Annotated in this window: 22 protein-coding genes; 13 read left to right on the top strand and 9 right to left on the bottom strand. The window is 38.4% G+C overall.

All coding sequences use genetic code 11. The features are described 5' to 3' along the window. Nucleotides 1-24: 24 nt before the first annotated feature. Complete coding sequence (locus AVFI_RS04815; protein ID WP_012533486.1) at nt 25-1,353, top strand: Na+/H+ antiporter family protein; 1,329 nt, start codon at nt 25-27, stop codon at nt 1,351-1,353. A 169-nt stretch (nt 1,354-1,522) separates the two neighbouring features. Then, on the top strand, nt 1,523-2,842 hold the full coding sequence (locus AVFI_RS04810) for a response regulator (protein WP_054776269.1): 1,320 nt from the start codon (nt 1,523-1,525) through the stop codon (nt 2,840-2,842). A 64-nt stretch (nt 2,843-2,906) separates the two neighbouring features. On the opposite strand, the gene AVFI_RS04805 is transcribed toward AVFI_RS04810, so the two are convergent. After that, nucleotides 2,907-3,242, bottom strand: a complete 336-nt coding sequence (locus AVFI_RS04805; RefSeq protein ID WP_005418555.1) for a Grx4 family monothiol glutaredoxin — start codon at nt 3,240-3,242, stop codon at nt 2,907-2,909. A 234-nt stretch (nt 3,243-3,476) separates the two neighbouring features. Between AVFI_RS04805 and sodB the strand changes: the two genes are divergently transcribed. The 4 genes from sodB (at nt 3,477) to AVFI_RS04785 (ending at nt 6,962) form a co-directional block, all read left to right on the top strand. Further along, a complete protein-coding gene (sodB, locus tag AVFI_RS04800; protein WP_005418554.1) occupies nt 3,477-4,061 on the top strand; it encodes a superoxide dismutase [Fe] in 585 nt (194 codons plus the stop codon). Between the two features lie 201 nt (nt 4,062-4,262). Beyond that, nucleotides 4,263-4,769 carry a VC2046/SO_2500 family protein gene (locus AVFI_RS04795; RefSeq protein WP_005418553.1) on the top strand — a complete coding sequence of 169 codons (507 nt, stop codon included), beginning with the start codon at nt 4,263-4,265 and terminating at the stop codon, nt 4,767-4,769. 463 nt (nt 4,770-5,232) lie between these two features. After that, entirely contained in the window at nt 5,233-6,357 is a 1,125-nt protein-coding gene (locus AVFI_RS04790; RefSeq protein WP_188864016.1) for an ISAs1 family transposase, read from the top strand. A 29-nt stretch (nt 6,358-6,386) separates the two neighbouring features. Further along, complete coding sequence (locus AVFI_RS04785; RefSeq protein WP_236783596.1) at nt 6,387-6,962, top strand: SDR family oxidoreductase; 576 nt, start codon at nt 6,387-6,389, stop codon at nt 6,960-6,962. Between the two features lie 187 nt (nt 6,963-7,149). Here the strand turns inward: AVFI_RS04785 and adhE are convergent, their stop codons facing one another. Next, nucleotides 7,150-9,825: a bifunctional acetaldehyde-CoA/alcohol dehydrogenase gene (gene adhE, locus AVFI_RS04780; protein ID WP_188863965.1), complete on the bottom strand. Its 2,676-nt coding sequence runs from the start codon at nt 9,823-9,825 to the stop codon at nt 7,150-7,152. A gap of 582 nt (nt 9,826-10,407) precedes the next feature. Here adhE and AVFI_RS04775 point away from each other — a divergent pair. Further along, nucleotides 10,408-11,268, top strand: coding sequence for an ion transporter (locus tag AVFI_RS04775; protein ID WP_188863964.1), 861 nt, complete (start codon nt 10,408-10,410; stop codon nt 11,266-11,268). A 21-nt stretch (nt 11,269-11,289) separates the two neighbouring features. Here the strand turns inward: AVFI_RS04775 and AVFI_RS04770 are convergent, their stop codons facing one another. Together AVFI_RS04770 and AVFI_RS04765 are read right to left on the bottom strand one after the other, a co-directional pair. Continuing rightward, complete coding sequence (locus AVFI_RS04770) at nt 11,290-11,439, bottom strand: hypothetical protein (protein WP_005418549.1); 150 nt, start codon at nt 11,437-11,439, stop codon at nt 11,290-11,292. Nucleotides 11,440-11,585: 146 nt separating this feature from the next. After that, a complete protein-coding gene (locus AVFI_RS04765) occupies nt 11,586-11,870 on the bottom strand; it encodes a YeaC family protein (protein WP_005418548.1) in 285 nt (94 codons plus the stop codon). A 123-nt stretch (nt 11,871-11,993) separates the two neighbouring features. Between AVFI_RS04765 and AVFI_RS04760 the strand changes: the two genes are divergently transcribed. Both AVFI_RS04760 and AVFI_RS04755 read left to right on the top strand, forming a co-directional pair. Then, complete coding sequence (locus AVFI_RS04760) at nt 11,994-12,836, top strand: DUF2989 domain-containing protein (protein ID WP_054776280.1); 843 nt, start codon at nt 11,994-11,996, stop codon at nt 12,834-12,836. Nucleotides 12,837-12,958: 122 nt separating this feature from the next. After that, the gene (locus AVFI_RS04755) at nt 12,959-14,281 is read left to right on the top strand and encodes an IS4 family transposase (protein ID WP_199414946.1); all 1,323 of its coding nucleotides are present in this window, start codon (nt 12,959-12,961) and stop codon (nt 14,279-14,281) included. Nucleotides 14,282-14,327: 46 nt separating this feature from the next. On the opposite strand, the gene msrB is transcribed toward AVFI_RS04755, so the two are convergent. Then, a complete protein-coding gene (gene msrB / locus AVFI_RS04750; protein ID WP_012534042.1) occupies nt 14,328-14,735 on the bottom strand; it encodes a peptide-methionine (R)-S-oxide reductase MsrB in 408 nt (135 codons plus the stop codon). A 336-nt stretch (nt 14,736-15,071) separates the two neighbouring features. Between msrB and gap the strand changes: the two genes are divergently transcribed. Both gap and AVFI_RS04740 read left to right on the top strand, forming a co-directional pair. Next, nucleotides 15,072-16,067: a type I glyceraldehyde-3-phosphate dehydrogenase gene (gene gap, locus AVFI_RS04745; protein WP_005418545.1), complete on the top strand. Its 996-nt coding sequence runs from the start codon at nt 15,072-15,074 to the stop codon at nt 16,065-16,067. 194 nt (nt 16,068-16,261) lie between these two features. Next, nucleotides 16,262-17,137, top strand: a complete 876-nt coding sequence (locus tag AVFI_RS04740; RefSeq protein WP_054775312.1) for a D-hexose-6-phosphate mutarotase — start codon at nt 16,262-16,264, stop codon at nt 17,135-17,137. A gap of 82 nt (nt 17,138-17,219) precedes the next feature. Here the strand turns inward: AVFI_RS04740 and AVFI_RS04735 are convergent, their stop codons facing one another. Further along, nucleotides 17,220-18,524, bottom strand: coding sequence for an inosine/guanosine kinase (locus tag AVFI_RS04735; protein ID WP_012533153.1), 1,305 nt, complete (start codon nt 18,522-18,524; stop codon nt 17,220-17,222). A gap of 182 nt (nt 18,525-18,706) precedes the next feature. Here AVFI_RS04735 and AVFI_RS04730 point away from each other — a divergent pair, with 182 nt between their 5' ends. Both AVFI_RS04730 and trxC read left to right on the top strand, forming a co-directional pair. Beyond that, nucleotides 18,707-19,030 (top strand): HI1450 family dsDNA-mimic protein, encoded by a 324-nt coding sequence (locus AVFI_RS04730; RefSeq protein ID WP_005418542.1) that lies wholly within the window; start codon nt 18,707-18,709, stop codon nt 19,028-19,030. Nucleotides 19,031-19,202: 172 nt separating this feature from the next. Beyond that, nucleotides 19,203-19,637 (top strand): thioredoxin TrxC, encoded by a 435-nt coding sequence (trxC, locus tag AVFI_RS04725; RefSeq protein WP_054775311.1) that lies wholly within the window; start codon nt 19,203-19,205, stop codon nt 19,635-19,637. A gap of 88 nt (nt 19,638-19,725) precedes the next feature. Here trxC and serS read toward each other — a convergent pair whose 3' ends face one another. The 3 genes from serS to lolA form a co-directional block, all read right to left on the bottom strand. Continuing rightward, nucleotides 19,726-21,033 (bottom strand): serine--tRNA ligase, encoded by a 1,308-nt coding sequence (serS, locus tag AVFI_RS04720; RefSeq protein WP_005418528.1) that lies wholly within the window; start codon nt 21,031-21,033, stop codon nt 19,726-19,728. A gap of 121 nt (nt 21,034-21,154) precedes the next feature. After that, a complete protein-coding gene (locus AVFI_RS04715) occupies nt 21,155-22,507 on the bottom strand; it encodes a replication-associated recombination protein A (RefSeq protein WP_026029229.1) in 1,353 nt (450 codons plus the stop codon). A 27-nt stretch (nt 22,508-22,534) separates the two neighbouring features. Beyond that, complete coding sequence (gene lolA, locus AVFI_RS04710) at nt 22,535-23,131, bottom strand: outer membrane lipoprotein chaperone LolA (protein WP_054775310.1); 597 nt, start codon at nt 23,129-23,131, stop codon at nt 22,535-22,537. Nucleotides 23,132-23,143: the final 12 nt, after the last annotated feature.

Below are 23,143 nucleotides of genomic sequence, written 5' to 3'. Positions count from 1 at the left end.
ATAATTTACAGGGAACTAAACACAATGAATCCAATCATTCTTTCTGTTTCAGTTATGCTTATCCTTGCTTTGCTTAGAGTTAACGTTGTTGTTGCCTTAACATTTAGCGCACTAATCGGTGGATTAGTAGGTGGATTATCATTATCTGAAACCATTTCAGCTTTCGAAGGTGGCCTAGGTGGCGGTGCAACTATTGCATTAAGTTACGCTATGCTTGGCGCCTTTGCCGTTGCTATTTCAAAATCAGGCGTTACTGATTTACTTGCTCACAGTGTGATCAAACGTATAAATGGTAAAGAAAATATCCACGCCGCAACCGGTGTAAAATATTTACTATTATGCTTGATACTTCTCGTTACGATTTCATCTCAAAACGTAGTGCCAGTTCATATTGCCTTTATTCCAATTTTGATCCCGCCACTACTTCAAGTTTTTAATAAACTAAAACTTGATCGCCGTTTAATTGCTTGTGTTCTTACTTTTGGTTTAGTGACACCTTATATGATTTTACCTGTCGGTTTTGGTGGTATCTTCTTAAATAATATCCTGCTTAAAAACCTACATGACAACCATTTAGATGTACTTGCAAGCCAAGTACCACTAGCAATGGCTTTGCCAGCACTTGGCATGGTTGCCGGCTTATTAATCGCCGTATTTATTTCATACCGCAAACCAAGAACGTATGCCGAAGTTGATAACTCTGAGTTAACCCCAACATCAGTAGAACCTACATTTAATAAACGTCATATCCAAATTTCTATTTTAGCTATCGTTGCTGCCCTATCGGTTCAGTTATATGCTGGTTCAATGATCATTGGTGCTCTTGCTGGTTTCATGGTGTTTACTTTTGGTGGCGTGATTGCTTGGAAAGAAACTCAAGACGTATTCACTCGTGGTGTTCACATGATGGCAATGATTGGCTTTATTATGATTTCAGCTGCAGGCTTTGCCGCAGTAATGAAAGCAACAGGTGGCGTAGAAACCCTAGTTCAAGCTTTATCTACCTCTATTGGTGATAATAAACCTCTAGCAGCCCTACTTATGCTAATTGTTGGTCTATTAGTTACAATGGGAATCGGCTCTTCGTTCTCAACCATTCCAATCATTGCAACTATCTATGTCCCTCTTGCTATTGCTTTTGGCTTTTCGCCAATGGCAACCATCGCACTTGTTGGTACTGCTGCAGCGCTTGGTGATGCTGGTTCTCCTGCCTCGGATTCGACATTAGGTCCAACATCAGGCCTAAACTCTGATGGCCAACATGAACACGTTTGGGAAACTGTTGTACCTACCTTTTTGCATTATAACCTGCCACTAATTATCTTCGGATGGATTGCAGCAATGGTTCTATAATGTAATTGAATTGCATTTTTATTTAAAAAAACGTTAAAACGGCAGATGTTTCTGCCGTTTTTTTGCATAAAGATCAAAAAAATACCCCTTTATCCCTTTGTTTGAACGTATCTTTAACTGATACAGTTGCTATACTCTGCCATTGTTTAATCACCACCTATAATCTTGTATGAAATTAATTAAGCTTTCTTCATTTCTTATCATTGACGACAGCACTGTCATTCAAAATGCGCTTAGAGCATTACTCAGTCGTATAGGTGTCCCAACCAACAATATTTCATGCTGCCCTACAGCGGGTGCCGCCGTTGGTAACTGTAAACGTCAGAAATTTGATGTGTTATTCGTAGATCATAATTTAGGTCACGGTAGCACCGGTCTACAAATGCTAGAGCAACTTAAGTTGTTACGTCTTATCACAGACAACACACTTATTTATATCGTCACAGGTAATGAAGACCCGCAAATTGAGCTTGCATACACTGATTACATGCCGGCTAAATACATTCAAAAACCAATTCGCCCTGAAGAAATTATTAAAGTCATTAATCATGATTTGATTAAACGCCAATTTTCTACTGGGATGATTGCCGCTTATACAAAAGATGGACTAGCGGGTGTGAAACCCTTAATCTTTCAAGCGCCTAACAAAGTGATCCTGAAAGATTCAATGCTGAAATTGGCATCACGTCTAATTAAAGTAAACCGTCTTCAAGAAGCGTTGAGTGTCAATAAGGCCTTACTTTCAATTATCAAAGAATCTATCGAAGCCGATATTCAATATGCTGAAATACTGTTAGCTAAAAAAGAATACGAACAAGCGAATCAACATATTGATGGCCTGCTACAAAAAAATAAAGATAACCTGCAGTTAATTGATCTAAAAGCTGAAGTTTCTTTTGCAAGAGAAGATATTGGCATCGCTGCTCGATTTTGGAAAAGAGGCTTTGAACTCTCCCCTTATTCATACATTCGCTTTTGCAAACTCGTTTGGTCTTTACTTGCAAAAGGGGAAAAATACGACGCTTTTGACCTACTCACTAAATACGCTTATCTGCTACCAAATTCTGCATTTGATTCAGCAGGTAAACGAGCTATGGCTGCTTGGGGCGATTTATATTTAGCTTCTGAAGACATCCTTCAAGAATGGTCACCAGAAAGTGCATGGCAACGCGTGAGCGCCAAATTAAAAGGACGTCTACGTGGGATCCCGTGTATTGCCGCACAACGAGCACTATCTGCATTATTTCAATTAAAAATTAATCGATACGGTGAAGCAAATCGACACATATCAGATATTCAAATAAACGATATTGCCGATTATGAAACGGCATTCATTGTGTATCTTGTTTATTGTGAAATGAAACTAGATGACGAAAAGGCTCAGTTAGAAGAAAAGTGGTTAACTAAACTACAGAAAGGAACATCAACTCTAGCTCAGTTACAAACGATGGCATTCATAAAACAACAAAAATCATCGTCTTCGTTTTAAGTGAAAGTAACCAAATAAAAAAAGCCACGTTTAATAACGTGGCTTTTTTATGAAAATATTTTGATTATTCAGCCGCTGGTGCGTTACGCTCTGCCGCTTCTTTAATTAATGGCTGAAGTTCACCTTTTTGGAACATTTCAATGATAATGTCACAGCCACCAACTAGTTCGCCTTCAACCCATAATTGTGGGAATGTTGGCCATTGTGCGTATGCTGGAAGCTCTGCACGAATATCAGGGTTTTGTAAAATATCTACGTACGCAAATTTCTCACCACAATTCATTAGAGCTTGTGCAGCTTGAGAAGAGAAACCACAACTAGGTAGTTTAGGAGAACCCTTCATGTATAAAAGGATGTGGTTTTCAGAAATTTGTTGTTTGATCTTATCGATAGTTTCCATTGTATCCTCTAATGGTCGACATTTAAGTTGTATCCATTCTACTTGTTATGTGTGAAGAAAAAAATACCTATTATTTGTAGTGTTATTATTTCTTGAAAAATCGGTACTTTTTCTTTAAATAAACTTAAAACTTGCTAGAATCAAAGCGAAGTCAGATAAGCTCTAATTATAATTGAGCACATATTTTTGGAAAATTAATGAGGCATAGACCTCTTTTAAATGGAGACACGAGCGATGTCATTTGAATTACCAGCTCTACCGTATGCAAAAGATGCACTAGAACCACATATCTCAGCAGAAACACTGGATTTCCACCACGGTAAACACCACAACACATACGTTGTTAAACTAAACGGTCTTATCCCTGGTACTGAGTTTGAAGGTAAAACACTAGAAGAGATCATTAAAACTTCTACTGGTGGTGTTTTCAATAACGCAGCACAAATCTGGAACCACACGTTCTACTGGCACTGTTTAGCTCCAAACGCTGGTGGCGAACCAACAGGTGCTGTAGCAGAAGCTATCAACGCTGCATTCGGTTCTTTTGAAGAATTTAAAGCTCAATTCACAGATTCAGCAATCAATAACTTTGGTTCTTCTTGGACTTGGTTAGTGAAAAAAGCAGACGGTTCTCTAGAAATCGTTAACACGTCTAACGCAGCAACACCACTAACAGAAGAAGGTACAACACCACTTCTAACAGTTGACCTGTGGGAGCACGCTTACTACATCGATTTCCGTAATGTTCGTCCTGATTACATGGGGGCATTCTGGAACCTTGTAAACTGGTCTTTCGTAGAAGAAAACCTAGCAAAATAATTTTTGAATTATAAATAGACGCATCTTGCGACTAAACACTTCAAAGGTCAGTTTTTATACTGGCCTTTTTATTACCTTTCATTGCGGTAACTCTTTGCCCTATTTCTAAAAATAATTTAAAAAACGGCAATTTTTTTCCTAAAAAGACTAAAGCTTTCCAATCCCTTACCGATAAATAGTTATCACCAAGAGGATTGATTCATGAAAGTACATACATTAGACAAAGCAGAATTAATTAGCGAAGTTCAATTTGGCTCGAACCTAAACCACGCTGTAGAAGCGGGTCGTCGTGCTGATTTCGCTTTAATGATGTCATTACTATCTAATGACTTACGTGAAAACACGCCTGTTGAAAAAATTAACGAGAAAAAAGTAACTGAAGATCTGTTACGTCAACGCTTTCAGTTAGCTGATGCACAAACATTACGTAGTAATGAAGAAAGTTATTCTCGTTCTGCTGCTCAAGCTTATCAATTCCACAACGGTGGAATGGCGAGTGCTAAGTTACAACACGGTCTAGCACCGGATGCAATGGCTTATATGCCGCAAGACACTTGTGACCTACCTGAAGAAATTTATCACAACCTATCAGGCCACCAACGTCGTCAGTTAGAATCAGGTAATGAGATTTTTAACGCTATCCCACAAGATCTTTATAATGAACTTGTAACCGCTAAGCGTCATTCTGAAATGAATTTTTATGTTTAATACGACATTACATTAATTCCATATTAGCCATTAACAGTTTTAACTTTCCCTTCTCATTAATCATTGAGCAATATGTGAGTTAGTGCATAATTCACAATATTGATTGATATTTAATCATCATTTAAAGCTCATCTCACAGCAGATGTCATATTTCTATTCCATTATTAAAGCATCGAGTAACTAACGCTATTAAAGCAATTCATGCTCTAAGGAAAGAATGCTATGCAAATAAAACATTCAACCATACTGATCACATCAGCTGGAAATGTTATGGGTCGTTCCATTTCATGTCATTTCGCTTCTCTTGGCGCTTATTTAATCATTACAGATTCTGATGCCAGGGTCCGCGCATGTTATTTACGCAGTGATTTCTAATATTTCGGGATATAATTTTTTAAAATAGCTTGAATTCGAAGTTTAGAAATGATCTTATACTGTTAACAAAACAGAAGAAGACAAAATAATGAATTACGACGAGTTTAAAGACCATTTTAACATATTAAGCGATACACGTCAGTCGAGAAAATCGACGTATAATTTCTTTGAAGTCATGTTCCAAGTGGTTACCGCAATGTTGTGTGGAATGAAGACCTGGGACGAGATAGATACCTTTGGTGAAGAGAATTTAACGTGGTTTAGAAAATTTAGCGATTACTCTCATGGAGTACCGAGTCACGATACCATTGCTCGAATAGTTAGTTTGGTTGACCCCGATGAATTTTCAATTTGTTTTACACGGTGGTGCAATGATATTCAGCATGAAAAATCATTAGATACGACTCATGTAGCGATTGATGGGAAATCATTAAGAGGAACATATGACTATAGTAAAAACAAATGCTTAACTCATATGGTAAATGCTTATTCTGTTGATACAGGCTTGGTTTTAGGCCAATTAAAAACAGATTCCAAAAGCAATGAAATAACGACAATTCCTGAAATACTAAAGCTAATTAAAGTTAAAAACAGAATTATTAGTCTTGATGCAATGGGCTGTCAGAGAACAATTGCAGCAGATATTGTTAATAGAAAAGGTGATTACTTATTAGCAGTGAAAGGTAACCAAGAACGTTTACGTAATATGTTTTTAAATAAATTTTCTTTTGCTCAACTTGTTCATTTAGAGTGTGATAAATTTGAAACGGAAGAAGTCGGTAAGCGCGGAAGAAAAATGGTTAGGTCTTATTATGTTGTGCCATTTACAGAAGCATTTGGAGACTTCTCTGTTGATTGGGACGGTCTAGAAAGTTTATGTATAGCAGTGACTTATAATAAACATAACAAAAGTAACTCAGGGTCTTTAGGTATTAGATATTTCATATCATCTAAGAAATTATCAGCAGAAGAGTTTGGTAAATTATGCCGAGGCCATTGGGGTGTAGAAAGTATGCATTGGTGGTTGGATAGCGTAATGAAAGAAGACGACAGTAAGATAATGTATCAGCATGCTGCAGAGAATTTATCTAGGATCCGCCAGATGTGTATGAACTTCATAAAATTGGTGGATTTAAAAGGAACGTTAAAGAAACGGCAGTTGAAATGTGCACTTAATACAGACTTTAGAGAGATGGTATTATTTGGCACTTAGCTGTAATTTAACATTTTAGCAACTCATGCGTGGACCCTGATTCTGATGCAGAAGCGTTAAATGAAACGCATCGTTTTTGCAGCCAATTAACATCCAATATTGTCAGCTATCAACTAAAAGACCAAAGCCAAGAAAGCATTCGCCATTTGTTTCATGCCATCGATAATGAGTTTAATAACGGCATAGATGTACTAATCAATAACTATACTGCTGTGACGTTACCAAGCTTGCTGGATTCTCAAAGTCAAAATAGTCCATTTCAGCTCACCGAGTTAGCAACAACGTTATTCACCTATGGTCAATTTGCCGCTCAAAATATGCGCTCTCATAAGAAAGAAGGCGTAATTATTAACCTTGGCTATCACAATGACTTAGCACATTTGCACCAAGCAGATAACTCCACAGCTCTTTTAGCAGGGTTAACTAAAAGTTGGGCTAAAGAGCTGAATCCATTCAAAATAAGAATTGGTGGAGTAACACCAAGAATAACAAATAATGATACCGTGCCTAATCTAAGTACCATCAATCAAGAACTGATAAAAAACACTGAATACATTCTTGCTAATGAGTATTTTAGTGGCCGAATTATTGAAGCAACAGCTTAGTAATTTAATACTAATCTGAATAAGCAGTGAGATGGATGATCAGGTACTTATTTAAATTAGTATTATCAGTTCAATAAACTTTTTAAACACAAATCGCTAGATACAAAAAAGCCACCTAATATTAGGTGGCTTTCTTATTTATCACTTTCAAATTGCTAGTGAAAGTAACTCAGCGTTTAGCAATCAATTATTTCTTTGCTTTTTTCGCTTTTGGCTCTTCAGTTTTTTTAATTACTGTAGTGCCTTCAAACGTTTCACCTTCAACAAAAGGCTTACCGTAGTAAGAAGTTGTTAATACTTCTTTTAGCTCTGTGATTAGAGGGTAACGAGGGTTCGCACCAGTACATTGGTCATCGAACGCTTCAACAGATAGTTCATCTAGTTTAGCGATGAAGTCTGCTTCGTTAACACCTGCATCTTTGATAGATAGTGGAATATCTAAATCCTTCTTAAGCTCTTCTAACCAAGTTAGTAGACGCTCAATCTTCTGAGCAGTACGGTCACCAGCTTGGCTTAGGCCTAGGTGGTCAGCAACTTCTGCGTAACGACGACGTGCTTGTGGACGGTCGTATTGAGAGAATGCTGTTTGTTTAGTTGGGTTATCGTTCGCGTTGTAACGTACAACGTTTGAGATAAGTAATGCGTTCGCTAAACCGTGTGGTAAGTGGAACTCAGCACCGATTTTGTGAGCCATTGAGTGACACACACCTAGGAATGCGTTAGCAAACGCGATACCAGCGATAGTTGCAGCATTGTGTACTTTCTCACGAGCGATTGGGTCGTTCGCACCATTTTTGTAGCTTGATGGTAAGTATTCTTTAAGCATCTTAAGAGCTTGAAGCGCTTGACCATCAGAGTATTCGTTAGCAAGAACAGATACGTAAGCTTCTAATGCGTGAGTTACTGCATCGTAACCACCAAATGCTGTTAGAGACTTAGGCATGTTCATTACTAGGTTAGCATCAACGATTGCCATGTTTGGCGTAATTTCGTAATCAGCTAGTGGGTATTTAGCACCAGTCTTGTCGTCTGTAACAACAGCGAATGGAGTAACTTCTGAACCCGTACCTGAAGTTGTAGTGATACATACAAGCTCAGCTTTTTTACCCATTTTAGGGAACTTGTAGATACGTTTACGGATATCCATAAAGCGCATTGCTAGTTCTGCGAAATGAGTTTCTGGGTGCTCGTACATTACCCACATAATCTTAGCAGCATCCATTGGTGAACCACCACCTAGAGCAAGGATTACGTCAGGTTGGAAGCTCTTCATTGCTTCAGCGCCTTTCTCAACAACAGATAGTGTTGGATCCGCTTCTACATCAAAGAATGTTTGTACTTCGATACCTTGAGCTTTAAGTAGTTGAACTACGTCATCAGCGTAACCGTTGTTGAATAGGAAACGGTCAGTTACAAGGAATGCACGTTTCTTACCTTCTAGGTCGCTCATTGCGATTGGAAGGCTGCCACGACGGAAGTAGATAGACTTAGGTAGTTTGTGCCATAACATATTTTCAGCTCGCTTCGCTACAGTTTTCTTGTTGATAAGGTGCTTAGGACCCACGTTCTCAGAGATAGAGTTACAGCCCCATGAACCACAACCAAGAGTTAGAGAAGGTGCAACGTTAAAGTTGTAAAGGTCACCGATACCACCGTGAGTAGTTGGGATATTTACAAGAATACGTGCTGTTTTTAGTTTGTCACCAAAGTAACGGATACGGTCAGCGTTAACATCTTGGTTAGTGTACAGACCAGATGTGTGGCCGATACCGCCAATTTCTACCATTTTAACAGCTTGGTCTACCGCGTTCTCGAAAGAAGACGCACGGAACATACCTAGTGTTGGAGATAGTTTCTCATGAGCGAATTCGTCATCGTAAGATACTTCACCGATACCTTCACCAACAAGGATCTTAGTATCAGCTGGAACTTTAACGCCAGCCATTTCAGCGATAGCTGTTGCAGGTTGACCTACGATGTTTGCGTTTAGGTTACCGTCGATAAGTAGAACTTTACGAACTTTATCTGCTTCAGCTTTAGATAGTACGTAACCTTTGTGAGAAGCAAAACGCTCTTTAACTTCGTCGTATACTTCATCCATTACGATTACAGCTTGCTCAGAAGCACAAACTACGCCGTTATCGAATGTTTTAGACATAAGAACAGAAGCTACAGCACGTTTAACATCAGCTGTGTCATCGATAACAACAGGAACGTTACCAGCACCAACACCGATTGCAGGTTTACCTGAAGAGTATGCTGCTTTAACCATGCCTGGACCACCAGTAGCAAGGATAAGAGCGATACCGTCGTGCTTCATTAGTGCATTAGAAAGTTCTACAGATGGTTGGTCAATCCAACCGATGATGTCTTTTGGAGCACCCGCTGCAACTGCTGCGTCTAAAACAAGTTTCGCTGCATCATTAGTAGAGTTTTTCGCACGTGGGTGTGGCGAGAAAATGATACCGTTACGAGTTTTTAGAGAGATTAGAGATTTGAAGATTGCAGTAGATGTTGGGTTGGTTGTTGGAACGATACCACAGATAATACCTACAGGTTCTGCGATAGTCATTGTTCCTAGGTTATCGTCTTCTTCAAGAATGCCACATGTTTTTTCATCTTTATATTTGTTGTAGATGAACTCTGATGCGAAATGGTTTTTGATAACCTTATCTTCAACGATACCCATGCCAGACTCAGCAACCGCTTGTTGTGCTAGCGGGATACGAGCTTGGTTAGCTGCTAGAGATGCTGCACGGAAGATTGCATCAACTTGCTCTTGAGAAAAAGTTGCGAACTCTTCTTGTGCTGCTTTAACGCGTGCTACTAGAGCATCTAATTCAGCTAGGTTAGTTACAGGCATAGTGTTTCTCCTAAAATTAAAAAACTATATAAATCATTAAAAACTATTTAGTAAGAACTTTGATTTTTTATTTCATTTGTATAACAAGACCGAAAATTCCCTTCACGTTCTCGCTGTACTTTCTTAGTAAATTGCTTTCAAAACTGATTATATTCTTTCACATTTTTAAAAGTATTGATTCAGATCAGTTATCAGAAAATATTTACCACTTTCGGCTTACCCCTTACGGATAGCACATTTAAAAAGTGATTTATATCACATACTTAATGCAAAAATAGAAGCACTTCAAACATTCAACTCTTAACAAATCAATCAATAACAAAAAATCAAACTGTAATAAAATTACATAATCGCGGCCAAAAATGACAAATTAAGGCGAATTATTCGTGCCACTAAAGAGTAGTATAACTCGCGGAAAATTCACATCATTTATATCGTGAATAATTTGCTCTAGATCACTTTATTGTAAAATTTTAGTGTTTTTAAAAAGATAGGATTAGAAATTGATTAAAAGAAATACTAGAGAGGTCAGAGTTTTTTGATTATTCTTGCTATACAGCAATAGCTTATAAATACAGATAAATGACAAAAACAAGAAAAAAACCAATAAAGCATCATCTATATACAATCATCTTTGGCACCCATACTAAAGGTGGCAGAAGATTCGATATCGCCTTAATTATTTTAATCTTATTATCACAAGCAACTTTGATATTAGATTCTATAAGCTCTGTGCGTTTACAGTATGGGGAAGTATTATGGAAGCTTGAGTATTTATTTACTGCTATCTTCACACTTGAGTATCTTTTGCGTCTTTATTGCTCTCCACGACCAAGCTCTTATGCAAAAAGCTTCTATGGCATTATTGATTTATTAGCAATATTACCCACATACCTAGCTCTCTTCTTCCCTAGCGCTAGCTATATAGCTATTATTCGTTTGCTTCGAGTAATGCGTATTTTCCGAATTTTAAAACTTGTTCGTTACTTGCAAGATTCAAATATTCTATTGCGCTCACTCTTAATGGCCAAACGCAAAATACTCATATTTTTTAGTACCGTTGCGATTCTTGTTTCTGTTTTTGGTTCATTAATGTTTGTAATTGAAGGGCCGGAGAATGGATTTACAAGTATTCCACAAAGTATCTACTGGGCTATCGTAACGATTACTACTGTAGGATATGGTGATTTAGTGCCCCACACTCCACTCGGTAAAGCAATCGCCTCTTTAACTATGCTATTAGGTTACTCGATACTTGCTGTACCAACGGGGATCATTACTGCGGAATTAAATCAAGAGATGAATACCCACAGAGATCTTGTTCGTTGTCCTAATTGTTTGAAAGGTGGACATGAATCAGACGCAATACACTGTAAGCATTGTGGAAGTCGGTTACCAGAACCAGACAAGAGAATTGTGAATACTATTAATGCAAAAGAATAATAGTACTCATTTTAAAAGACGCTATTCAGAGTATAAACTTAACGAACTCTTCGACGCATGAGCATCAGAATCACTACCAAGGAACTTTGGTGCAGCAATTACTGCTAATAAAAAGAATACAGCGGCAAATGCAGCAAATTTGGTTAGAACTTGTCCTTTGGTCTTTTTCATCTTACGTCATTCTATAATTTATGAAATTGTCGATAATTTACTAGACTGTTTACTTATCGACAATTTTATAAGCCACTTTTGGGATCAATGTTGCATTTGTTTTTCTTATTTATTCATTTACCGTAATAAAAAGTACAAATAGGCCATTAATCAGAAGAAACATTCACGCGAACAATATCTTCTTGTCCTTTAGAAAACTGTTTTTTTAATTCAGATTTTGATTTAAAACTGATCTCTCCGCCCTCAGCCACCGTCATATGCTGTGCATCTATATTGTATTTAGATTGATAAATCATAACGGCTTGCATACATGTGCTTCTCTGCTCAGCAGACAATGGTGTCCCATTATGCCACTTCCCTGTTTCAACTGCGTATTGCAGGTTTTTAAAAACCTCAGGAGTCATGGATTCTAATAATGTCTCTATATTCATCATCTACTCTTTTATTTATAAAAATATGAACAAACGATATCTTTTCATTAATGTTAGTCAATATTATGCCGATAAATAGGAGTAACGGATCACGTTTCCATTTTCTCAATCAATAGGCTTATCATGTTTTCTACTATTCAACGATTTTCGCTAATAACGTTTACTGCATTTTCCTTATCTGGCTGTTTTGATACCACTCCAACAACAACGCAGTTATGTGAAGATCATTCTGAGCTACAATGTGATCAATTAAATATGCGAGATGGGCAGTGCCTTAATCAACGTGATGCGCTTATATTAAGTCGCTTTACTACTTTAAAAAGTCAAAACGACTTAGATAAATTAAAAACCATTCAAGCAACCTATCAATATCAATCCTGTTTAACATCTGCAGCACAAATTGAACCTATCACTGCAAAAGAAATTAAAACAAAACGTTCAGAAGCACTGATACATACCTATGATGCTATCGATTTATTGAGTATCGAATTAAAAGAATCTAAAGAACCCAAAGTTCTTTATTATCGTTGGAGTACTGGTGATAAGTCTGCATTAAGAAAGTTTTTACAACTTGAAGGTTCTCGCTCTCTTGAAACAGCAGAGCTTCAATATGCACTTGCTACCTTTTATGCATTACGCAATGGAAATAAAACCATCACATTATTAAATCACTCATTAGAACTATTAACTAAAGATGATTATAAAAACGATTTTCATGCAACGATTATTAAATCGCTAGCAAGTATCAATCATAAAGAGCAAAACACAGAACACGCTTATATTTGGGCTTTAGTCGGGAAAGAATTTGATCTACAAGTTTCTTCTCAACAACAACTTGACCTATTGTATTCATTCTCAGATGCAGAAAAACAAAAACTACAACAAGCAAGTGAAGTAATAGTCAAAAGCATTAAAGAGCAAAAATTCTCAGCACAACTACTACCAAAAGTAACTGAGAAAAATTAATTCACTGATGTTAACAACATAAAAAAGGAGCCTAATACGCTAATGCCGATCGTTTAAGGGACTTGAACGATCCTTTGCAGCCTTCATAATCGGTCTTAAATTTATTTTAAGGCCGATTTTTTATGTCTGAGTTTTCTCGTGAATTACAATTAACTGCAGAATTTCACCTTCCTGAATCTATGGATTCATTTCGGAAAAATATTCCTATTGAGTGGATTTCAGAAGCCGTTAACCAAACTGGTCGCGCCGCTATCAGAAAGCGCAGATTTCCTGCTGAACAAGCTGTTTGGTTAGTGCTTGGAATTGGCTTAATGCGTAACCGCTCCATTAGCGATGTTTGTGATAAATTAGAATTAGCCTTCCCTGATGCTAAAGGGGAACTCCCTCCCTTGGCCACAAGTAGTATCGTAAAAGCTAGACAGCGTATTGGTTATGAACCATTACGTTACCTATTTCATACCACTGCAAGTAAATGGGAGACAGAAGAATCGCCTGATTTAGTTTGTGGACTTAAACTCATGAGCGTTGACGGGACTCAATTTAAAACCCCTGAAACTAAGGATAACCAAAAGCTAGGCTACGCGACAGGTAAGGCTACATTTCCTTCAGTTCTTGCTGTTACCCTCATGTCTACACGCACCCACCTTATTTCAGATGCTGCTTTTGGACCAATAACCAATAGTGAAATATCTTATGCACAACAATTAGTTGGCTCCGCTCCAAATAATTCATTAACTCTTTTTGACCGTGGTTTTATGTCCGCTGAACTTTTTGAATCATGGCGTAATGCAGGAAAAAATACTCATTGGTTAACTCCAATAAAAAGTAAATTTAGGTACGACGTTTTAGAAGAGTTTTCAGACTACGATAAACTGATTAAAATGCCAGTTTCGCCTGATGCAAAACAGAAATATCCTCACCTCGGAGATAGCTGGCAAGCTCGTTTAGTTTTAATACCTGAGCCGAAAGGAGAGATCAAAGGGTTTATTACTTCATTAGAGTGTCCTGTGACTTATCCATTGAAAGATATTGTTGAAATTTACTGGGAACGATGGGAAATAGAACAAGGTTATGGTGAATTAAAACAAGGTCAACTTAACAATCAAGCAGTGCTTAGAAGCTTGAAAATAGAAGGAATATATCAAGAGTTATGGGGGATTTTGATTTCTTATAACCTCGTTCGTCTAGAAATGAAAAGAATGGCCGATTTTCATAAAATGGAACCATTAAGAATAAGCTTTATTAATGCGTTAAGGCTAATCCAAGATGAGTTCCTGTGGTGTTCAGGGCGAACACCAGGAACAGTGCCCAAGAAGCTGAAAAATCTACGAGAAAGCGGAAAGCGTCTAATCCTGCCAAAGAAAAGAAAGCGAAAACCATTTCCGCGACAAGTGCTTTATAAAGCACCGCGCTACCCTTATAAAAAAAGAGCCACTAGCTGTTAAGCGAGCGGCATTAGCCTAATACGCTCCTTTTTTTATTTATATGGATTTATTTATCTTGCGAAAAATTTAAAGAAACGGAATTCACACAATATCTTTCGTTGGTTGTTTTGGGGCCATCATCAAAAACATGCCCTAAATGACTATCACAATGACGACAACGGATCTCTATTCTTCTCATCCCATGGCTGTTATCTTCAATATATCTTATGACTTGATCGTTCACTGGGGCATCAAAGCTTGGCCACCCACAACCTGAGTCATATTTATTATCAGATACAAATAAAATCGTTTGGCAACAAGTACAGGCGTAGTAACCTTTTTCTTTATTATGCAATAACGTTCCTGAGAAAGGCGCTTCTGTTCCTTGTTTTCTACAAATATCAAACTCTTCTTTTGTAAGCTTTTTTCGCCACTCTTCATCGGTGTATTCTAAAAATGTTTTTGGTGTCTCCATTTTTATAAAACTCCTTTCTTAGACTTCTTTAAATTAAACCTTGCTATATATCACCTTTGTAGCACATACTTTGCCAAAGTAATTTTACAGCAACCAAGCGAAATCAGATTAATTGTTATGTCACTTTTTTTCATAAAGTGTCATTTAGGTTACTAAATAACCACAAATTATCCGAATTACGTAAGAATTTTTCTTTATGTTAACAGGATATGGTCTATTTTTTGATTTTAAACAATTAAATTTGGATTTTCACTTGCAGGTTGGCTCAGGATTTTGTAATTTTACTACCAGTTAATTTAAACCTGAAATTCAAATTTAAGTTGTGGAGCAACTATAATGACTATCAAAGTAGGTATTAACGGTTTTGGCCGTATTGGACGTTTCGTATTCCGTGCATCTGTAGAGCGCAATGACATCGAAGTTGTTGGTATTAACGATCTTATCGACGTTGAATACATGGCTTACATGCTTAAGTACGATTCAACTCACGGCCGTTTCAACGGTACAGTTGAAGTTGTAGATGGTAACCTAGTAGTAAACGGCAAAACTGTACGTGTAACTGCTGAGCGTAACCCAGAAGACCTTAAGTGGGATGCAATCAACGTTGACGTTGTTGCTGAAGCAACTGGTCTATTCCTAGACGACGCAACTGCACGTAAGCACATCACTGCTGGTGCTAAGAAAGTTGTTCTAACTGGTCCTTCAAAAGACGCTACTCCAATGTTCGTAATGGGTGTTAACCACACTTCTTACGCTGGTCAAGACATCGTTTCTAACGCTTCTTGTACTACTAACTGTCTAGCACCTGTTGCTAAAGTTCTTAACGACAAGTTCGGTATCGAATCTGGTCTTATGACTACAGTTCACGCTACTACAGCAACTCAAAAAACTGTAGATGGTCCTTCAGCTAAAGACTGGCGCGGTGGCCGTGGTGCTTCTCAAAACATCATCCCATCTTCAACTGGTGCTGCTAAAGCTGTAGGCGTTGTTCTTCCAGAACTAAACGGCCTTCTAACTGGTATGGCTTTCCGTGTACCAACTGCTAACGTTTCTGTAGTTGACCTAACAGTTAACCTAAAAACTGCTGCATCTTACGAAGCAATCTGTGCTGCTATGAAAGAAGCATCTGAAGGCGAGCTTAAAGGTGTTCTAGGTTACACAGAAGACGCTGTTGTTTCTCAAGACTTCATCGGTGAAGTTCAAACTTCAGTATTCGATGCTGCAGCTGGTGTTGCACTAACTGACAAATTCGTTAAAGTTGTATCTTGGTACGACAACGAAATCGGTTACTCAAACAAAGTTCTTGACCTAATCGCTCACGTTTCTAAGTAAGCATTAGTTTAGACTTTCTTTGAAAGCTAACTTAAAAGGTTTTACTATCTTTTAAGCATGAAAGGCGACTTAATTGTCGCCTTTTTTATACCTGCAATTCAGTATTTATCCTTTTTCTATTCAATCAAAAAGAAGCCATTTCTCTGAATATTAAATAGAAGAAGAATGCATATTTATTATTTTAGGAGTTACCTATGAATCTTACTCAGCTTCCAATTATCAGTGTATTATCTGATAACGTCACTGTTGCTCAATTAGATGATGTAAAAGTGATTCGTGTCATTCATGACAAAGCCAATGCAGCCATTTCTCTTCATGGTGGCCATGTTTTATCTTTTACGCCAAAAGGACAAGACGATCTTATTTGGATGAGTAAAGAAGCCATCTTTAACCCTGAAAAAGCAATTCGTGGCGGTGTTCCTGTTTGTTGGCCATGGTTTGGCCGTATCGCCGATCCTGCTCACGGCTTTGCTCGTAATAATGAGTGGACGCTTATTGAACACCGTGAAAATGATAATGGCGTTATTGTCGTTCTAGGATTAGAAGCATCTGAAGCAACCAAAGCGATTTGGCCTTTTGAATTTGAAGCACTCTTAACCGTTGAAATTGGTGATGAGTTACGTATTACGCTTGACGCAAAAAATACGGATAACAAAGCATGGAATTGTTCAGGTGCTTTACATACTTACCTTAACGTTGCGGATATTGCCTCAACAACAATTACGGGCATGGGTCCAACATATATTGACGGCCTTCAAAATGCCAAACTATGTACAGGTGAAGACACTCTATCAATAAATGCTGCCGTTGACCGTGTATATACTCACCCAGAAAATACCGTATCAGTTTCAGACTCTCAGCGTACATTGACGGTGACGAATTCAGGTCATAATGCTGCGGTTATTTGGAACCCTTGGATTGAAGGCGCTGAATCGATGGCTGATATGAATAATGATGGCTACAAAACCATGGTGTGTGTTGAATCTACTTACCACGCAACTAGCTTAGAAGAAGCCCAAACCGTTGAACCAGGTAGCGCATTTACCCTAACCACAACAATTAAAGCGTAAGATACTTCGATATTTACCTAAACAAAAACGGAAGCCACTGAGGCTTCCGTTTTTTTATTGTTTGGAAAATAGAGATTGTCTCTTATCTTTCCCAGTATGCTTCTTCTAAGCTGTCTTCACGCTCTGGCAGGCCACGAGATAAACGTGGAGAGTGCTGAGCTAATACTTCAAAGCTTACACGGTTTGAGTATTTACATACTTGTGAGAAAGAAGAATACGTCAAGAAAGAGTGCTGATGCTTGCTTGAGTTTGGTACGTTATTACGGTGGTAATGGTTTGCAGCCATATCATGTAATAAAGCAGATAATGCACCATCACCAGCACCATTAGTGTTCTTAATTTTTTCAGGACCACCCATATATGGTGAAATGTGTGAAAATACCTTAATTGGGTTTTCACAGCTGTCCTTCACTGCTGGACGGCTAAATTCAAACTGGTTAAATTCAGCAATTGTACCTGGTAGTAATGGTAGTGATGTTTCACGCTTTGCAGAATCTTCCGTGTAACCTGCCATATAAAGACCTACAGGGCCAGCAGTACAAAGAACTAGGTCAACCCACTCAAGAGCTTTATTTGCAGCTTCTAGAGGGTCTGTAGCACCAGTAAGCGCCTCACCTTCCTCTTCATTCATTGCAACAACCGTTACGTGGTCATTTAAGAAATCACGCCAGTATTGTGGGTCATCTTGAACCACAAACTTAGTACCCATAGTTAATACAACAGGCACATCGTATTTCTTCGCATATTCAATCGCTTTCATTGTTGCTTCAGGCATTGGATCGCCTTCTTTACAACGAACTAGATATGCTGTTAGTACAAGTGCTGATGCATTTTTGAAAATCTTCTCAGGAATGCTCTCTGCACGAAGTTGGTTCATGTCACCTTCGCTAATTGCAAACGTACGCTCACCATCTTCACTAATCAGTGCAAAACAACGACCAATCGCACCCGGTACAGGTTGAAGGTAGTTTAAATCCATTCGGCTAGATGTGTTACATAAATAACGGTATGAATAACTGCCTATGTGAATATCTTCACTCATAACACCTAATAATGTTGATTTATCATCAGCAAGAACAGAGTAGTTATGAAGCGTGTTACCAATCGTACCACCAGCAAATTCATTACTGATCATATTATTGTCTTTTAATTCATTATAAAGCATCTCAGCTTTATCGTTATCAATAACCAGTGAGTGTCCTTTACTCAAGCCATATTTTTCAATAAAAGCATCATCCACTTTCGCTTCAATATCCACTAGCGTTTGGTCGATACCAATAATATGGGTACGAGACATTTTCTTAGCTTCTTGAGCTTGGCTAACTAATGGATCACGTGCGTGAACAGGAAAATAATGCTTAGATTTACGCTGACCTGGAAATTTCATAAAATAATCATTCAACTGGCTAATGGAAGAACTGCGAAGTTTAGCCGCTCAATAACTCTGCCGCAACTACTGATATACGCCACCGCCAATAGCAAACGTTTGCCCTTTCTATTTGTTTATACATCTAGCCTTAGGAAGCGATTTCGTGGTAATTTAAAGCGTATTTTTTAAGAGTAATAACCATGACTACTGAACTAATTAGCTACGACGACGTAATTGAAGTCGCTTACGATATCTTCCTAGAAATGGCTCAAGACAATCTTGAACCTGCAGATGTTGCTTTATTCACTTTGCAATTTGATGACCGTGGTGCAGCTGAGGTTGTTGATACTCGTGACGATTGGGCCGAACACGTTGGATTTGAAGTAGATAAAGAAACATATGCTGAAGTATTAATCGGCTTAGTAAATGAAGAATCTGATGCGTTAGATGATGTTTTTGCTCGCATGCTAGTTAGCCGTGATCCTGAACATAAATTCTGTCACATGCTATGGAAACGTGATTAAGTTAATCCCCTACCATATTGTTAAAAAGGAGCATTCATTTGCTCCTTTTTTATTTCTGAATTTATTGAATCTAGCTCTTCGCATCCCCATTATTTCTTTATGCTCACAAACTGTTAATACCAATTTCCCAATGGTAATTGGTATTAACACAGAATAACGATAAAGGAATACCATGTCACAATTTCAAACTCGATGCCCATCTTGTCATGGGTTAAACCGTCTTCCTACTGAACGAGTCAACGATGGTGCAACTTGTGGTCGCTGTAAGGAACCATTATTAGACGGTAAACCAGTAGAAGGGACAATGGATAACCTCGCCGCTTTACTTAATAGTGATAAAGCCGTTGTTATCGATTTCTGGGCACCTTGGTGTAACCCATGCGTTGGCTTTTCGCCAGTTTTTGAAGATGTTGCAGCAGAACGTAATGAACAAATTCGTTGTATTAAAGTCAACACAGAAGCTGAACAACAAATTGCAGCACAATATCAGATCCGCTCAATACCAACGATCATGGTATTTAAAAACGGTCAGCGTGTAGACATGATTAATGGTGCATTACCTAAAGGTCAATTTGATCAATGGTTAAATCAAGCACTGCTTAAGTAATGTAAATAGCAGACAAACAAAAAGCCCCTTTATGGCTCTGCATAAAGGGGCTTTTTACTATTTATTATGTGTTATCTATTAATATAGATTAACCGATGAACTCAACACCATTCATGTACTTACGTAGTACTTGTGGGATTGCAATTTTACCATCAGCCTGTTGGAAGTTCTCAAGAATCGCAACCATTGTACGACCTACAGCAAGACCAGAACCGTTTAGTGTGTGTACAAGTTCAGGTTTTTTCTCGCCTTTACGACGGAAACGAGCTTGCATACGACGAGCTTGGAAATCCCACATGTTTGAACAAGAAGAGATTTCACGGTACGTTTCTTGTGCTGGAACCCACACTTCTAAATCGTAAGTCTTACGAGAACCGAAGCCCATATCACCTGTACATAGAACCACTTTACGGTAAGGAAGTTCTAATAGTTGAAGAACTTTCTCAGCATGACCTGTTAGTTCTTCAAGTGCAGCCATTGAATCTTCTGGTCTAGTGATTTGTACTAATTCAACTTTATCGAATTGGTGCATACGGATAAGACCGCGAGTATCACGACCGTAAGAACCCGCTTCAGAACGGAAACACGGAGTGTGAGCCGTCATCTTAAGTGGCATATCAGCTTCATCAGTAATGGTATCGCGCACCATGTTAGTTACTGGAACTTCAGCTGTTGGGATAAGTGATAGTTTCTTAAGTGGAACATCACTTACTTGCTCTGTTAGTGGGCTTGTGTGGAACAAGTCTTCACCAAACTTAGGAAGTTGACCAGTACCAAATAAGCTATCTGGGTTTACAAGATATGGTACGTACATTTCTGTGTAGCCATGTTCCTCTGTGTGAAGATCAAGCATAAACTGAGAAAGAGCACGGTGAAGACGAGCAAATTGACCTTTCATTACGATGAAACGAGAACCAGAGATCTTAACCGCACTTGCGAAATCAAGACCATCAGCCATTTCACCTAGATCAACGTGATCTTTAACTTCAAAGTCATACGCTAAAGGTGTACCCCAACGTAATACTTCTACGTTTTCGTTCTCATCTTTACCTAGTGGCACTGAATCATCAGGGATGTTAGGTACAGAAAGCGCGATGTCTTCGATTTGTTGTTGAAGCTCTGCTAGTGCTGCTTTTGCTTCATCCAGTTCAGAACCCAGATTCGCAACATCAGCCATAATGCGATCAGCTTCTTCGTGATCACCTTTCGCTTTTGCTTGACCAATGGACTTCGAACGGGAGTTACGCTGCGCTTGAAGCTCTTCAGTTTTTACTTGAAGGGACTTACGTTGTTCTTCAAGGTTGCGAAGTGTCTCTACGTCTAGCTTAAAGCCACGACGTGCCAGTTTTTCAGCTGTTTCATCCAGCTCTGTACGAAGTAATTTTGAATCAAGCATTTGTAATCCTATGCCTTATAGTAATGGTGTGTTCAAAATAAAAAGAACCCACTTAATAATAAAATCCTGTGCAATTTTCATTTCCAAATTGCGATTCGAATAAGATACCGAAAATGCCCTTTTATTGGTAGCGTTTTAACGGACTGTTTTGATCTAATTGGGCTAAATATTCTAGCTTTTCACTAATTTTGGTTTCTAAACCACGTTTTGTAGGAAAATAATACTTACGATCACGCATTTCAGGTGGAAAATAGTTCTCACCAGAAGCATAAGCATTTGGCTCATCATGGGCATAACGATAATCTGATCCATACCCCATATCTTTCATTAATGAAGTTGGTGCATTACGAAGATGATTAGGCACTTCATAATCGGGGGAATTTATCGCATCCATCTGTGCTTGTTTCCATGCTGTATAAACCGCATTACTTTTTGGAGCACACGCTAAATAAACCACGGCTTGAGCAATGGCTCGTTCACCTTCAGCAGGACCAATGCGAGTAAAACAATCCCATGCATTCATTGCGACTTCCATCGCTCTTGGATCAGCGTTACCGATATCTTCTGAAGCAATAGCAAGTAAACGACGAGCTACATACAGAGGGTCACCGCCCGCAGCAATAATTCGAGCAGTCCAATAAAGAGCCGCATCAGGATTTGAACCACGAATGGACTTATGAACCGCCGATATTAAGTCATACCACATATCGCCTTTATTATCGAAACGTGCGACTTTCTCACCTGCAACTTCCGCTAATAATGGTAAATCGACGACTTTTTTACCTTGTGCGTTTTCTTCTGCCATATCATGCAAAAGCTCTAAATAGTTTAGAGACATACGAGCATCGCCTGATACTAAATCAGCTAGCTGTAATTTCACATCATCAGGCAGTACAAAATTTTCATCATTTAAACCACGATCTTTATCTAGTAAAGCTTGGTCAATGACTTGAACAATGTCTTCTTTTTCTAGTGATTTTAATTTGTATACACGTGCACGAGATAACAAGGCGTTATTAAGTTCAAAAGACGGGTTTTCTGTTGTTGCACCAATAAAGGTAATCGTGCCGTCTTCAATATGCGGTAAGAATGCATCTTGCTGGCTTTTATTAAAACGATGCACCTCATCCACAAACATGATAGTTCTTCGACCCGTAATTTGATTTTCTTTGGCCTTTTCGATTGCCGCTCGAATATCTTTAACACCAGAGGTTACCGCTGAAACACGTTCGACTTCTGCATTCGCATAATTGGCAGCGACTTCCGCTAATGTTGTTTTACCCGTTCCCGGAGGTCCCCACAAAATCATAGAGTGGATTTGTCCCGCTTCTAATGCTCGACGCAGTGGTTTACCAACACCTAATAAGTGTTGTTGACCAATATATTGCTCAATATTTTGCGGACGCATTCTAGCAGCAAGGGGACGATAATCGTCCCCTGCTGAAAAATCTAAACTGAAATTACTCACGTTTATCCTTTTAGTTTCTTAGATGCACGCTTATTAACGTTGATCGTCAATATCTACACCGTCAGGAATCGCAAATGTAAAATTATTTTTGGCAGGCTTCTTCGCTTCAAACTTTGTGAAATCAAAATCACTACGTTGACCATCTTGCTCAACAACAGAGAAACCCGTTACTTTGCCGTTTTCTTGAATGCGAACAATAAATTCACTTTTTACGGCAGAATCTGCTTTTGGTGAAACCGTAAACGCATCACCATTTTGGCTTACTGAATAATTGTCCCAATCCGACGCTTTATTACGAGTTAATAATACGAATGGTGTTTGAGTTGTAGCTTTCTCTAATCCCATTAATGTTACTTGCTCAACAAATGGATTGTAATACCACAAGGTTTTGCCATCGGTGACTAATAAGTTCTCATCTGGCGTTTGTGTATGCCAACGAAACAAGTTAGGACGCAGGATTTTTACATCGCCCTCGCCTTGCATTAGTACATCACCTTCTGGGCTTAATACTTTTTGTGTGAAACCAGCTTCAAAGCCTGCATTCTGATTCAATCGTTCTGTCAGTTCACTTTGAGGTGATGCCAATACCGTCGAACTTAATAAACAGAGAGAAAATAAAAACTTCTTCATTACACTTTCACT

The sequence above is a fragment of the Aliivibrio fischeri ATCC 7744 = JCM 18803 = DSM 507 genome (genome assembly GCF_023983475.1).
GTDB classification, from domain to species: domain Bacteria; phylum Pseudomonadota; class Gammaproteobacteria; order Enterobacterales; family Vibrionaceae; genus Aliivibrio; species Aliivibrio fischeri.
The sequence above is the reverse complement of the archived record's forward strand: the minus strand, read 5'-3'. Positions and strand labels throughout refer to the sequence as shown.